This window comes from Streptomyces sp. NBC_00086 (assembly GCF_026343255.1).
GTDB lineage: Bacteria > Actinomycetota > Actinomycetes > Streptomycetales > Streptomycetaceae > Streptomyces.
Genome location: NZ_JAPELZ010000001.1, coordinates 6,079,404 through 6,093,115 on the forward strand (window position 1 = coordinate 6,079,404; position 13,712 = coordinate 6,093,115).

At 71.4% G+C, this 13,712-nt stretch carries 12 protein-coding genes and 1 riboswitch; of the genes, 10 read left to right on the forward strand and 2 right to left on the reverse strand.

The window, feature by feature from the left end; all coding sequences use genetic code 11:
* The first annotated feature begins 39 nt into the window (after positions 1 to 39).
* From OG276_RS27560 to OG276_RS27580, 5 genes are all read left to right on the forward strand, one after another.
* Positions 40 to 849, forward strand: coding sequence for a c-type cytochrome (locus OG276_RS27560; RefSeq protein ID WP_243330033.1), 810 nt, complete (start codon positions 40 to 42; stop codon positions 847 to 849).
* The gene (locus OG276_RS27565; protein ID WP_266909386.1) at positions 846 to 1,907 is read left to right on the forward strand and encodes a Rieske 2Fe-2S domain-containing protein; all 1,062 of its coding nucleotides are present in this window, start codon (positions 846 to 848) and stop codon (positions 1,905 to 1,907) included. Before OG276_RS27560 ends, OG276_RS27565 begins: the two co-directional genes overlap by 4 nt.
* Positions 1,904 to 3,532, forward strand: a complete 1,629-nt coding sequence (locus OG276_RS27570) for a cytochrome bc complex cytochrome b subunit (protein ID WP_266909387.1) — start codon at positions 1,904 to 1,906, stop codon at positions 3,530 to 3,532. The genes OG276_RS27565 and OG276_RS27570 overlap by 4 nt, the downstream gene beginning before the upstream one ends.
* A gap of 212 nt (positions 3,533 to 3,744) precedes the next feature.
* The gene (trpD, locus tag OG276_RS27575; protein ID WP_266909388.1) at positions 3,745 to 4,809 is read left to right on the forward strand and encodes an anthranilate phosphoribosyltransferase; all 1,065 of its coding nucleotides are present in this window, start codon (positions 3,745 to 3,747) and stop codon (positions 4,807 to 4,809) included.
* A 115-nt stretch (positions 4,810 to 4,924) separates the two neighbouring features.
* Positions 4,925 to 5,041, forward strand: a riboswitch (SAM riboswitch).
* Positions 5,042 to 5,292: 251 nt separating this feature from the next.
* On the forward strand, positions 5,293 to 6,678 hold the full coding sequence (locus OG276_RS27580; protein ID WP_266909389.1) for an aminotransferase class V-fold PLP-dependent enzyme: 1,386 nt from the start codon (positions 5,293 to 5,295) through the stop codon (positions 6,676 to 6,678).
* Between the two features lie 218 nt (positions 6,679 to 6,896).
* On the opposite strand, the gene OG276_RS27585 is transcribed toward OG276_RS27580, so the two are convergent.
* The gene (locus tag OG276_RS27585) at positions 6,897 to 7,178 is read right to left on the reverse strand and encodes an Lrp/AsnC family transcriptional regulator (protein ID WP_266909390.1); all 282 of its coding nucleotides are present in this window, start codon (positions 7,176 to 7,178) and stop codon (positions 6,897 to 6,899) included.
* Positions 7,175 to 7,909, reverse strand: a complete 735-nt coding sequence (locus OG276_RS27590; RefSeq protein WP_266909391.1) for a rhomboid family intramembrane serine protease — start codon at positions 7,907 to 7,909, stop codon at positions 7,175 to 7,177. The genes OG276_RS27585 and OG276_RS27590 overlap by 4 nt, the downstream gene beginning before the upstream one ends.
* A 135-nt stretch (positions 7,910 to 8,044) precedes the next feature.
* Between OG276_RS27590 and OG276_RS27595 the strand changes: the two genes are divergently transcribed.
* The 5 genes from OG276_RS27595 to OG276_RS27615 all read left to right on the forward strand — a co-directional run bounded on the left by OG276_RS27595 (position 8,045) and on the right by OG276_RS27615 (position 13,507).
* Positions 8,045 to 8,284, forward strand: coding sequence for a hypothetical protein (locus tag OG276_RS27595; RefSeq protein WP_008738811.1), 240 nt, complete (start codon positions 8,045 to 8,047; stop codon positions 8,282 to 8,284).
* A 40-nt stretch (positions 8,285 to 8,324) separates the two neighbouring features.
* Entirely contained in the window at positions 8,325 to 9,689 is a 1,365-nt protein-coding gene (locus OG276_RS27600; protein WP_266913152.1) for an NYN domain-containing protein, read from the forward strand.
* A gap of 253 nt (positions 9,690 to 9,942) precedes the next feature.
* Positions 9,943 to 10,974, forward strand: a complete 1,032-nt coding sequence (locus OG276_RS27605; protein ID WP_266913154.1) for a C40 family peptidase — start codon at positions 9,943 to 9,945, stop codon at positions 10,972 to 10,974.
* 249 nt (positions 10,975 to 11,223) lie between these two features.
* A complete protein-coding gene (locus tag OG276_RS27610; RefSeq protein ID WP_266909392.1) occupies positions 11,224 to 12,276 on the forward strand; it encodes a C40 family peptidase in 1,053 nt (350 codons plus the stop codon).
* Between the two features lie 103 nt (positions 12,277 to 12,379).
* Positions 12,380 to 13,507 (forward strand): hypothetical protein, encoded by a 1,128-nt coding sequence (locus tag OG276_RS27615; RefSeq protein WP_323182366.1) that lies wholly within the window; start codon positions 12,380 to 12,382, stop codon positions 13,505 to 13,507.
* Positions 13,508 to 13,712: the final 205 nt, after the last annotated feature.

Consider the following 13,712-nt stretch of genomic DNA (forward strand, 5'->3'; position numbering starts at 1 on the left):
GACACACCGACGCAGAAGATCCTGACACCGGGGTAATCCGTGAAAAAGCTCTCCGCACGACGACGCCATCCGCTGGCGGCGGTCGTCGTTCTACTCTTCGCGCTGGCGGTTACCGGGGGGCTGTACTCCGCCTTCGCGCCCGCGGGCAATGCGAAGGCCGACGAAACCGTCCAGTCCCTCGCCATCGAGGAGGGCCAGAAGCTCTACGCCGTCGGCTGCGCAAGCTGCCACGGAACCGGCGGGCAGGGTTCCTCTGACGGCCCCAGCCTGGTGGGCGTCGGCTCCGCTGCCGTCGACTTCCAGGTGATGACGGGCCGTATGCCCGCCCAGCAGCCCGGCGCCCAGGTGCCGAAGAAGCCCGTCATCTACACCCAGGCGCAGACCGACCAGCTCGCCGCGTACATCGCGTCCCTCGGAGCCGGCCCGATCGTGCCGACCGAGAAGCAGTACGACCCGGCGGGTGCCGACATCGCGAAGGGTGGCGAGCTGTTCCGCAACAACTGCGCGCAGTGCCACAACTTCACCGGCGAGGGCGGCGCACTGACGAACGGCAAGTACGCCCCCAACCTTGAGGGTGTCGAGCCGAAGCACGTCTACGAGGCCATGCTCACCGGCCCGCAGAACATGCCCTCCTTCCCCGACAGCACCATGCCGGAGAAGCAGAAGAAGGACATCATCGCGTACCTCCAGCACGTCAACGGCGAGAAGTCGACCAGCCCCGGTGGCCTCAAGCTCGGTGGCCTCGGCCCCGTCTCCGAGGGTCTCTTCGGCTGGATCTTCGGACTGGGTGCGCTGATCGCTGTCGCCGTCTGGGTCGCGGCCCACACCGCTAAGGCCAAGAAGTCATGAGTAGCCAAGACATTCCCGAAGAGAAGCACCTGCCGAGCGAGCAGGTCGACGCGCACCACGGTGCCGCGGCAGTGCCGGACGGCGACCCGTTCGCCGACCCCGGTCTGCCGGTCCACCGGCCGCGGATCCAGGACATCGACGAGCGGGCCGCGAAGCGCTCCGAGCGCACGGTGGCCTTCCTGTTCACCCTGTCGATGCTGGCGACGATCGCCTTCATCGCCTCGTTCGTGATCCTGCCGGTCGACAAGATCGTCTACATCTTCCCCATCGGGAAGGTGAGCGCTCTCAACTTCGCCCTGGGCGTCAGCCTCGGCGCGGCCCTCTTCTGCATCGGCGCGGGCGCGGTCCACTGGGCCCGCACCCTGATGTCCGACGTGGAGGTCGCCGCCGAGCGCCACGAGATCGCGGCCCCGCCCGAGGTCAAGGCGCAGGTCATGCAGGACTTCGCGGACGGCGCGCGCGAGTCGGCCATCGGCCGCCGCCCGCTGATCCGCAACACGATGTTCGGTGCGCTGGCCCTGCTGCCGCTCTCCGCCGTCGTGATCCTGCGCGACCTGGGCCCGCTGCCCGAGGACAAGCTGCGCAAGACCATCTGGGCGAAGGGCAAGATGCTCATCAACCAGAACACGATGGAGCCGCTCCGTCCGGAGGACATCGTCGTCGGTTCGCTGACCTTCGCCATGCCGGAAGGCCTGGAGGAGGACGCGCACGACTTCCAGACGCAGATCGCCAAGGCCGCCCTGATGATCGTCCGCATCCAGCCGGAGAACATCAAGGACAAGAAGGAACTGGAGTGGTCCCACGACGGGATCGTGGCCTACTCCAAGATCTGCACCCACGTCGGCTGCCCGATCAGCCTGTACGAGCAGCAGTCGCACCACGTGCTCTGCCCGTGCCACCAGTCCACCTTCGACCTCTCCGACGGCGCCCGAGTCATCTTCGGCCCGGCTGGTCACGCGCTCCCGCAGCTGCGGATCGGCGTCAATGACGAAGGTTTCCTCGAGGCGCTCGGCGACTTCGAAGAGCCCGTCGGTCCCTCTTTCTGGGAGCGCGGATGAGCACTGCCACCGAAACCAAAGAGCGCAAGGCTCCGGCCGGCGAGCGCGTAGCCGACTGGGCCGACGGCCGGCTGGGCATCTACAGCCTCGCCAAGGCCAACATGCGCAAGATCTTCCCGGACCACTGGTCCTTCATGCTGGGCGAGATCTGCCTCTACAGCTTCATCATCCTCATCCTCACGGGTGTGTACCTGACGCTGTTCTTCCACCCGAGCATGAACGAAGTGCACTACGACGGTTCGTACATCCCCATGCAGGGTGTCGCGATGTCGGAGGCCTTCAAGTCGACCCTGGAAATCAGCTTCGACGTCCGCGGCGGTCTGCTCATCCGGCAGATCCACCACTGGTCGGCGCTGATCTTCATCGCGGCGATGCTCGTGCACATGATGCGCGTGTTCTTCACCGGCGCGTTCCGCAAGCCCCGTGAGGTCAACTGGGTCTTCGGCTTCCTGCTGCTGGTCCTCGGCATGTTCACCGGTTTCACCGGTTACTCCCTGCCGGACGACCTGCTCTCGGGCACCGGTGTCCGCTTCATGGAAGGCGCGATGCTGTCCGTGCCGATCGTGGGCACGTACCTGTCGTTCTTCTTCTTCGGCGGGGAGTTCCCCGGCGGCGACTTCGTGGGCCGGCTCTACTCGGTGCACATCCTGCTGCTGCCCGGCATCATGATGGGCCTGCTGGTGGCCCACCTGATCCTGGTCTTCTACCACAAGCACACCCAGTTCGCGGGCCCCGGCAAGACCGAGAAGAACGTCGTCGGCATGCCGCTGCTCCCGGTCTACATGGCCAAGGCGGGAGGCTTCTTCTTCCTGGTCTTCGGCGTCATCGCGCTGATCGCGGGCATCGCCTCGATCAACCCGATCTGGGCGCTCGGCCCGTACCGTCCGGACCACGTGTCCACCGGTGCGCAGCCCGACTGGTACATGGGCTTCTCCGAGGGCCTGATCCGTGCCATGCCGGGCTGGGAGATCAACCTGTGGGGCCACACCCTGGCCCTGGGCGTGTTCATCCCGTTCACGATCTTCCCGCTGGTCCTGGCCACGATCGCGGTCTACCCGTTCATCGAGTCCTGGGTCACCGGGGACAAGCGCGAGCACCACATCCTGGACCGCCCGCGCAACGCCCCGACCCGTACGGGCTTCGGCGTGGCATGGCTGACGTGGTACGTCATCCTGCTGATCGCCGGTGGAAACGACATGTTCGCGCAGTACTTCCACCTGTCGATCAACTCGATCACCTGGTTCGCCCGCATCGGGTTCTTCGTCGGTCCGGTCATCGCGTTCATCATCACCAAGCGGATCTGCCTCGGCCTCCAGCGCCGGGACCGGGACAAGGTGCTGCACGGTCGCGAGACCGGCATCATCAAGCGCCTGCCGCACGGTGAGTTCGTCGAGGTCCACGAGCCGCTCTCGCAGGGCAAGCTGCACACGCTCACCTCGTACGACCAGTACGAGCCCGCCGAGATCGGCCCCACGGTCGACGAGAACGGTGTCGAGCGCAAGGTGAAGCCGCTGGAGAAGCTCCGCGCCAAGCTCAGCAAGGGCTACTACGGGGAGAACAACCAGATCCCGAAGCCCACGGTCGAGGAGTACAAGGAGATCCAGAGCGGCCACGGCCACCACTGATCTCCCGCATCACGGCTTCACATGCTTCACACGCTTCACGCAGTACGCACCACGCATGACTGCTTGAGGGACTGATTTCGGTCAGTCCTGGTGTCGCCACGGCGAGAGCCCCGTCCAGTGTCTGGACGGGGCTCTTTGCCGTCCCCGGGGCTGGATAGGCTGAAGCCCTTCCCATTCGACGTGGAATCCTCGACGAGCAGCAGGAGCGGACCATGAACCTGGTGACCCCGGCAGGCGGCGACAGCGCGGCGGCCCGCGGCTGGCCGGGCGTTCTGGAGGCCCTGCTGACCGGCCGCGACCTCGGCGCCGACGACACGGCCTGGGCCATGGACAGGATCATGCGCGGGGAGGCCACCGACGCCCAGATCGCCGGCTTCGCCGTCGCGCTGCGGGCCAAGGGGGAGACCGTCTCCGAGATCAACGGCCTGGTCCGCGCCATGTACGAACACGCCAACCTGATCGAGGTGCCGGGCCGGACGGTGGACATCGTCGGGACCGGCGGCGACGGGGCCAAGACGGTCAACATCTCCACGATGTCGGCGATCGTGGTGGCGGGTACGGGCGCCAAGGTCGTCAAGCACGGCAACCGGGCCTCGTCCTCCGCGAGCGGCTCCTCGGACGTCCTGGAGAAGCTGGGCGTCAACCTCGACCTCACCCCCGCACGGGTCGTGGAGGTGGCCGAGGAAGCCGGGATCACCTTCTGCTTCGCGGTCAAGTTCCACCCCGCGCTGCGGCACGTGGCGGCGGCCCGCCGGGAGCTCGGCATCCGGACCACCTTCAACTTCCTCGGCCCGCTCACCAACCCGGCGCGGGTCCGCGCGCAGGCCACCGGTGTGGCCGACGCGCGGGTGGCCCCGATCGTCGCGGGCGTCCTGGCGGAGCGGGGCTCCTCGGCGCTGGTCTTCCGCGGCGACGACGGGCTCGACGAGCTCACCACCACGGCGACCTCCCGGGTCTGGTGGGTCCGCGACGGCGAGGTCCGGGAGCAGGGCTTCGACCCGCGCGACATCGGCATCCCGCTGGTTCCGGTCTCCGCCCTGGCCGGCGCGGACGCCTCGTTCAACGCGGACGTGGCCCGGCGCCTGCTGGCCGGCGAGACCGGCCCCGTGCGCGACGCGGTGCTCCTCAACTCGGCGGCGGCCCTGGTCGCGCTGGACCCGGGTACGGGCACCCTGGAGGAGCAGCTCGCCGCCGGTGTCGTACGGGCGGCGGAGTCCGTGGACTCGGGCGCGGCCCGGGCGGCGCTGGCCCGCTGGGCGGCTGCGAGCAACGCGTAGCCCTTGCGGTGGATGGCCATTGCGACGGGATCCGGCCATGATCCGACAACGACCCCGGTCCGCCATGTGGACCGGGGTCTTGCGTTCGGAAGATCATGTGGCAGGATGCTCCTCAGGTCACGAGTGACAGCGTTTAGGCCCCGGCTTGCTGTCCGGCAACCCTCCTTCCGTGGCGGGGTGCCCCGGGTGATGACCAGGTCGTAGGCAGTGAGGTCTACGGCAAGCGCGGATCCCTCGAACACCAGGGGTCCTGGTCTTCTGAGGAGCGTTTTCCGTGAGCAAGCGAATGCGATAGGGCGACTCCGCCCCTTCTTCACCCCTCGGAACAGGGTCACTTCCGCGTACCCGCAGCACACCTGCGCACTACGCCGGCCGATCCGCTTTCCGGGGCACTCCCGTACCCCGAACGGCCGCAGCGCCGTAGCCGTGTCGGCGGACGGGCACACCGAAGCCATTCACACCTGCCTGCCGGGAGATACCGCCATGTCCGCAACCCTGAACGCCGCCGCCACCGCCAACGCCGCCGCCGTCGAGCCCGCCTGTGCCGAGCCGCTGCCGGTCCTGGGCCGTGACGTCACCGTCCCGCTCGTCACCGGCGGCGAGGTCACCTACGCCGCCCTCGACTACGCCGCCAGCGCCCCCGCCCTGCAGCGGGTCTGGGACGACGTGGCCGCCTACGCCCCGTACTACGGCAGCGTCCACCGCGGCGCCGGGTACCTCTCGCAGCTCTCCACCGACCTGTTCGAGCAGAGCCGGGTCACGGTCGCCGAGTTCCTCGACTGCCGCCCCTCCGACCAGGTGATCTTCACCCGGTCGACCACCGACTCCCTCAACCTGCTCGCCGCGGTGCTCCCGGCCGACTGCCAGGTCTTCGTCTTCGAGACCGAGCACCACGCCTCGCTGCTCCCGTGGACGAACGCCCGGGTCACCTACCTCAACGCCCCCCGCACCCCGGACGAGGCCGTCGCCACCCTGGAGCGCGCCCTGGCCGACCGCGACCCCTACGGCCCGGCGCTGGTATGCGTCACCGGAGCCTCCAACGTCACCGGCGAGCTGTGGCCCGTCAGGGAACTCGCCGCCGCCGCGCACGCCCACGGCGCCCGCATCGTCCTGGACGCCGCCCAGCTGGCCCCGCACCACCCCGTCTCGGTCCAGGACCTCGACGTGGACTGGGTCGCCTTCTCGGGACACAAGCTCTACGCGCCCTTCGGCTCGGGCGTGCTCGCCGGCCGCGCGGACTGGCTCCAGGAGGCGGACCCGTACCTCGCCGGCGGTGGAGCCTCCCGCAAGGTGGCCCGCCGCGAGGACGGCGGCGTGGACGTCGAGTGGCACACCACCGCCGCCCGCCACGAGGCCGGCTCCCCGAACGTCATCGGCGTCTACTCCATCGCCTCCGCCTGCAAGGCGCTGAACGAGGCCGGCTTCGAGAACCTCGTCGCCCGCGAGCAGCACCTCATCGCCAAGGTCCGGGGCGGCCTCGCCGAGGTCCCGGCGGTCCGCGTCCTGTCCCTCTTCGGCGACGACGCCCCGCGCGTGGGCGTGATCTCCTTCGTCGTCGACGGCTGGAACAGCTCGCACTTCGCGGCCGCGCTCTCCGCCGAGTACGGCATCGGCGTCCGCGACGGCCTGTTCTGCGCCCACCCGCTGGTCCGCACCCTGCTCGGCAGCGAGCCGCAGGCCCAGGGCGAGTGCGGAGCCCCGGAGGCGGCCCCGGGGGAGCGCTCGCTGAACGCGATCCGCGTCAGCTTCGGCGCCGGCACCCCCGACGAGCACGTCGACCGCTTCGTCCGCGCCGTCAAGGAGCTCGTGGCGGACGGCGCCAAGTGGCAGTACCGCACCGAAGAGGGCCGCTGCGTCCCGGCCGTCTGACAGGCGTGACCGCGGGGGCCGGCTGCCCTGCGGGGGCTGTCCCCTACCCGCCCTTCCACCGTTCCCAGGGCCCTGCCCTGACCCGGTCCTCAAGCGCCGGACGGGCTGGAGGGGTCCCGGGCTGCGCCCGGACCCCCTGGGGCTCCGCCCCGGACCCCGCGCCTCGAACGCCGGCGAGGCTGGATTTGCCCGGCCGGTGTTCCCCGGCCGGCCAGGCCCTACGCGTCGAGGCCGATCGCGAAGGCCGCTTCCAGGTCGTGCTGGGAGTACGTGCGGAACGCCACGTGCGTGTCCGTCGCCTCGACGCCCGGGATCTTGCTGATGCGGCCGGGGATGATGTCGGCCAGGTCCTCGTGCCGGGGGACCCGGACCATCGCGATGAGGTCGTACGTACCCGTGACCGAGTAGACCTCGCTGACGCTGTCCAGCGCGGCGATGGCCTCGGCGATCTCGGGGATCCGGTCCACGCTGGTCTTGATGAGCACGAGTGCGGTGATCACGGTTGGCTGTCTCCCTCGCCTACTGTCACTGGTCGACCCACTCTAGTCCCACCCCGGTAGCGGGCCCATGCGTAGAGGAAGCCCACCGAGAAGCCCACCACGTGGGCCAGATAGGCCACTCCGGGGCCGCTCGCCGCGCGGTGTGCGGCCAGCCACTGCAGGCCGAACCAGAACATCAGCACGATCCACGCCGGGAAGCGCAGCGGCAGGAAGAACAGGAACGGGAACAGGCTCGTCACCCGTGCCTTGGGGAACAGGTACAGGAAGGCCCCCAGGACCGCGGAGATCGCCCCGGAGGCCCCGACCAGGGTCTGGTCCGAGGAGGCGTAGGCCGCCGCGTACGCCGCCAGGGCCAGGTAGCCCGTACAGACGTAGAAGCAGAGGAACCCGGCCCGGCCCATGCGCCGCTCCGTCATCGCCCCGAAGACGTAGAGGAAGAGCATGTTGCCCAGCAGGTGCAGCCAGCTCCCGTGGACGAACAGGGCCGTGAGGGGGGTGAGCGCCGCCCGGCCCGAGCCGGTGAAGAGCTCGTCCGGGACCACGCCCCAGCGCCGGAAGTACGCCGTGCCCGTGGTCAGGAGCTGATCGCCCGTCCCGTAGACCGGGTTCAGCCCCGACGCCGGGCTCAGTACGAACACCACGCAGCAGCCGGCGATCAGCGCGTGGGTGACCACCGGGCCCCGGGCGGCCTCGCGTACGGCCTGCCACCTTACGATCATGCGACCGAGCATGACCCAGCCGGGCCCACCAGCGGGTGCGGCAGGCCGTAGGGTTACGAGCTACGCACGCACGCGCGCGCCACCCGTGACGACACGGGAGGGTGCGGTGCTTGCTCCATGTGAGCGATAGAAGGAGAGAGCGGCCTGATGACGGTTCCCCTGCCGACCGACACCACCCGGTGGCGCTGCACCCTGTGCGGCAACCTCACGCGCTTCGACGTCACCCGTTCGTCGAAGGTAGTGGAGTACGTCCACCTGGACCTCGCCGGGGAGCCCAAGGTCGAGGAGCGCGAGGTGGTCAATGAGACCATCGAGTCGGTCCGCTGTCGCTGGTGCAACGCGGTGGACCAGATCGAGCTCGTCGACAGGCCGGGCGCGGACTCCTGACGGAGCCCCGCCCACAGGTGAATGACGGTAGGGGTGACGGATTGTGGAGCCAGCAAGCGGCGCTGAGCCGGCCGACGGGCCCGGCGACGCCGCGGAGGTCCTCGACCGACCGCTGCCGGAAGGCGTGCGGCGCCGGGTCGTCGCGCTCGTCTCGGACGCCTTCGGCGGGCTGACGGTCGCGGACCTCCCGGCGCAGCTGCGTCAGTACGCCCGTTTCACCCCGACCCGGCGCGCCAAGTTCGCGGGCAACGCCATGGCCACGGCCGTGGAGAGCGACCCCGTCTTCCGGGGCCGGGTCGCCGAGAAGTTCCGCGAGACGCAGGCCGACCTGGCCTCCGCGCTGGAGTCGGGCGCCCCGCCCGCCGCCGCCGATCCGCTGGACGTGGCGGCCGCCGCGTACGTGCTGCGGCCGGCCGGCTGGGTCAAGCTCGTCGCCGCCGCGGGCGAGGAGGCGCAGCGCGCCGACGCCGAGCGGGTCGACGAGGAGGCCCGCCGCGAGATGGAGCGGCTCCGCGAGGAGCTGGCCCACGTACGGGAACTGCAGCGCACGGGCGTCGACCAGGTACGGGCCGAGCTGGACGCGGCGCGCAAGGAAGCGGAATCGCTTCAGCGCAAGCTGCGCAGTGCCCTCAGCGACGTCAAGCGGGGCGACGCCGCCCTGCGCAAGATCAACGCGGAGGTCGACGGCATCCGCGCCGAGGCGGCCGCCCAGGTGACCACCGCGGAGAGCGAGACCCGTCGGCTCAAGTCCCGCCTCGCGGAGGTGGAATCGGCGCTGGAGACCTCGCGCCGGGCCACCCGCGAGGGGCGCAGCATCGAGGACATGCGGCTGCGGCTGCTGCTGGACACCGTGCTGGACGCGGCCGCGGGACTGCGCCGGGAGCTCGCGCTGCCGCCGGTCTCCACGCGGCCCGCCGACACGGTCGAGGCGGTGGAGCCGGGCCGGATGACCCCGAAGGACATCGCGGCGCGCGCCCTGTCGGAGACCGACCCGGCGCTGCTGGACCAGCTGCTGGCGCTGCCCCAGGCCCATCTGGTGGTCGACGGCTACAACGTCACCAAGACCGGCTACCCGACGATGCCGCTGGAGAAGCAGCGCCTGCGGCTGCTGGGCGGGCTGTCGATGCTCGCCGCGCAGACGGGCGCCGAGATGACCTGTGTCTTCGACGGGGCGGAGCTGGCGGCCCCCGTGCTGCTCGCGCCGCCGCGCGGGGTGCGGGTGCTGTTCTCCAAGGCCGGGGTGACGGCGGACGAGCTGATCCGCCAGCTGGTGCGCGCCGAACCGGCGGGCCGTCCCGTGGTGGTGGTCTCCACCGACCGCGAGGTCGCCGACGGTGTGGCCAAGGCCGGGGCGCGGCCGGTGACGTCCGCCTTGTTGCTGAAGCGGCTTTCGCGCGTTTCGTAACTACTGGGCCCAATGCCGGAATTGATAGGGCGCCGCGGGAACGTACCGTCAAGTCATCGACACAGAGCGTGCGCTGTAGGTAAAGAACCTGGTCGGACGGCGAGTTTTTTGCCGACAGGATTTGAACTGATCACAGAAGGGTCACTAGGGTCAGTCAAACCTTCGTGCGGTAGTTCACTCATTCGGGGTGGCAGCGAAGGTGTCGCCGAGTCATGCGTTCTTCGGCGGCTCTAGGAAGAAGGAGATCGCCTTCGTGGCGTCCCACCGTCGACCCAAGCCGCCGACCCGCATGCGCACCACCGTGCTCGGCGTCACCGCGGCAGCCGCCGTGGTCCTCTCGGGGCAGGCCGCTCACGCCGCCCCGGCCAAGCCCAGCAAGGACGAGGTCAAGGCCAAGGTCGACGCCCTCTACGAAGAGGCCGAGCAGGCGACCGAGAAGTTCAACGGGGCCAAGGAGCGCCAGGACAAGCTCGAAACCGAGATCGGGCAGCTCCAGGACCAGGTCGCCCGCGGCCAGGAGGACCTCAACGCGCTGCGCGGCACGCTCGGTTCGATGGCCAGCGCCCAGTACCGCAGCGGCGGCATCGACCAGTCCCTCGCGCTCTTCCTCTCGGCCGACCCGGACAGCTACCTCGACAAGGCCTCCACCCTGGAGCAGTTGAGCGGCAAGCAGGTCGAGGCGGTCCAGAAGATCCAGGCCAAGCAGCGCACCCTCGCGCAGCAGCGCCAGGAGGCCGCGGGCAAGCTCACCGACCTCGACGCCACCCGCAAGGAGCTCGGCGAGAAGAAGAAGGCCTCCCAGGACAAGCTCGCCGAGGCCCAGGCGCTCCTCAACACCCTGACGGCCCAGGAGCGGGCGCAGATCAAGGACGAGGACAGCCGCGCCAGCCGCAGCGCCGGCGAGCGCGTCCCCGACCTCGGCAACGCGAAGCCCTCCGGTCGGGCCGGCGCCGCCCTCGCGGCCGCCCAGACCAAGATCGGCAGCGCGTACATCTCCGGTCACGAAGGGCCCAACACCTTCGACTGCTCGGGTCTGACCCAGTGGGCGTACAAGCAGGCCGGCGTGAACATATCGCGCACCACCTTCACGCAGATCAACGACGGCACCCGGATCGGCAAGAGCCAGCTCCAGCCGGGCGACCTGGTGTTCTTCTACGGCGACCTGCACCACGTCGGCCTGTACGCGGGCGGCAACCAGGTGCTGCACGCCTCGAACCCGCGCAGCGGCGTCAAGTACGAATCGATCAACAACATGCCGTTCCAGTTCGGCGTGCGAGTGGGCTGACGCCCCCTGCGCCCAGGGCTCGACCGGACGCGCCGCACACCGCCCATCCGGGCGAATTCCGAGGCCCCGCTCTGACCACACGCCCCGCCGGTGACCTGCGTCTCCGACGGGGCGTCACTGTGCGTGCCCGCCGCGGGTCGTTGGCCGGTGCCCTCCCGCGCGGCTACTGTCTGCCAGCGCGGAACCCCGGCACACGGCCGTCCACGGAGGGCGGACCCGGTCCCGCCCAGCAGGAGGGAGCGGTTTCACGTGGCGTCCCATCGCCGGTCCGGGCCCAGCGCCCTCGACCGGAACACCAAGGTCACCGTCCTCACCGCCGCCGCGGCGGGAGCAGCGGTAGTCATGTCGGGCGCACCCGCCGGTGCGGCCCCCGGCCTCCCGCAGGAGCCCTCCGCGGGCACCCGCGCCCAGGTCGACCGGCTCTTCGAAGAGGCCGAACAGGCCACCGAGCGCTTCAACCAGGCGGGCGAGCGCGCCGGCCGCCTGCGCACCGAAGTCGACCGGATCCAGGACGCGGTGGCCCGCGGGCAGGACCGCATCAACACCATGCGCGGGGTGCTCGGCGCCTACGCCGGAGCCCAGTACCGGGCCGGCAGCATCGACCCCGCCGTCGAGCTGATGCTCTCCGAGGACCCGGACGACTACCTCGCCAAGGCCTCCGCCCTCGACCGGCTGTCCGGCCACCAGGCCCGCCAGCTCGACGAACTGCGCTCCGAGCAGCGCCGGCTCGGTCAGGAGCGCCAGGAGGCCTCCCGCAAGCTCTCCGAACTCGACTCCCTGCGCGCCGCCGTGGCGAAGGAGAAGCGCGCCGTGACCGCCAAGCTCGCCGCGGCCCGCCGGCTGCTGAACGCGATGCCCACGCAGGAACGCGCCGACTTCGACCGCGCCTCCCGCTCCGGCGGCCGCCCCGACGCCCTGCCCGAGCTCCCCGACCCCGCCGCCTCCGGGCCCTCCTCCGGCCGCGCCGCGACCGCCGTGATGGCGGCCCGGTCCGCCGTCGGACGGCCCTACGTATGGGGTTCCACCGGCCCCTCCGGCTTCGACTGCTCCGGGCTGATGGTGTGGTCGTACCGGCAGGCGGGCGTCGCCCTGCCCCGCACCTCGCAGGCGCAACGGCACGCCGGGCGGCGGGTGCCGCTGTCGCAGGCGCGCCCCGGGGACCTGGTGACGTACCGCTCGGACGCCAGCCACGTCGGCATGTACGTCGGCAACGGCCAGGTGGTGCACGCCCCGTACCCGGGGGCGCGCGTGCGGTACGACCCCGTCGGGATGATGCCCGTGTCCTCGGTGACCCGGCCCTAGGGATCGCGCTGCGTACGATCGGGTGATGCTCCCGGTCCTGGGCCGTGCACCTCGGTGTACCCCTCCGCGCACCCCTGTCAGGCGCTCGCGCGCGCTGCCGCTGGTGCTGCTCTGCCTGCTGCTGCTCTGCGTGCCGCTGGCCGGATGCGGCTCCGGGGCTCCTTCCGGGTCCGGATCCGGGGCCCCTTCGGCTTCGGCGGACCCCGCCGGGCGGGACGTCCGGCGGGCCGTCGCCGACTGGTCGGCGGCCCCGCCCGCGGCCCTCGCCGCGATCCCGCTGGAGGGCTGGTCGTACGAGGTCTCCACGGTCCGGGTGGAAGGCGTACGGGCCTTCGCGCGCGCCGAGCTGCGCTACCGGCTCACCGGCTACGACGCCGCCCCGGCCGGCTCCGCCCGCGAGGTGGAACTCACCCGCGACGGCGGCCCCTGGACGGTGACCGCCGACCGCCCCGCCCCCGGCGCCCTGCCGCAGCTGTGGGACCAGGGCCCGGTGACGGTGGAGCGCGGGGCGCGCGCCCTGGTGCTCGGCGGCGCCGGCCAGAGCGCCGGCCCCCTCTCCGAGATCGCCGCCGAGGCCGACAAGGCGGTGCCCGCGGCGAGCGCGGCCTGGCCGCGGCCGTGGGCGGGCCGGGTGGTGGTGCTGGTCCCCGGCTCGCTGGACGCGATGGCGGCGCTGCTGGGGCGTCCCGCGGACGAGTACCGCGGCCTGGGCGCCGTCACCACCGGGCGGACCGGGGCGGGCCCCGCCCCCGCCGACCGGGTCGTGGTGAACCCGGAGGGGTACGGGCAGCTCACGGCGGAGGGCCGCCAGGTGATCCTGACCCACGAGACCACCCACGTGGCCACCCGGACGGCGACCACCGCCAAGACCCCGCTCTGGCTCTCCGAGGGCTTCGCGGACTGGGCCGCGTACCGCGACAGCGGGCGCACCCCGGCCGAAGCCGCGCCGTCCCTCGCCCGCGCGGTGCGCCGGGGCGACCTGCCGGCCGCTCTCCCGGAGCCCGGGGCCTTCGCCTTCGGCGGGGACGCGGACGCTCTGGCGCGGGCCTACGAGGGCTCCTGGATGGCCTGCCGGCTCATCGCCCGGCGGTGGGGGGACGCGGCACTGGTCTCCCTGTACGAGAAGTCCGGCCGGGAATCCCTCCCGACGGCGGTCGCGGACACCCTGAACACGGACCCCGCAGCGCTGACCCGTGCCTGGCAGCAGGACCTGACCCGGGAGTTCCGCTAGCCCGGCGGGCCCTGGCCCGATCGCGCGGCGCCGTTGCCGGGGGCCGGCCCCCGGACCCCCGCTCCTCAAACGCCGGAGGGGCTGATCTCGCCCCGGCGCCGCCGCCCGCGCACCGCCCCGAAGGGCGGAGCCCCACAGGTTCCGAGCCCGCGGGGCAGAGCTCCGCGCGCTCCCGCACCGCAGGTCACCGCCCCGCAGGGCCCCG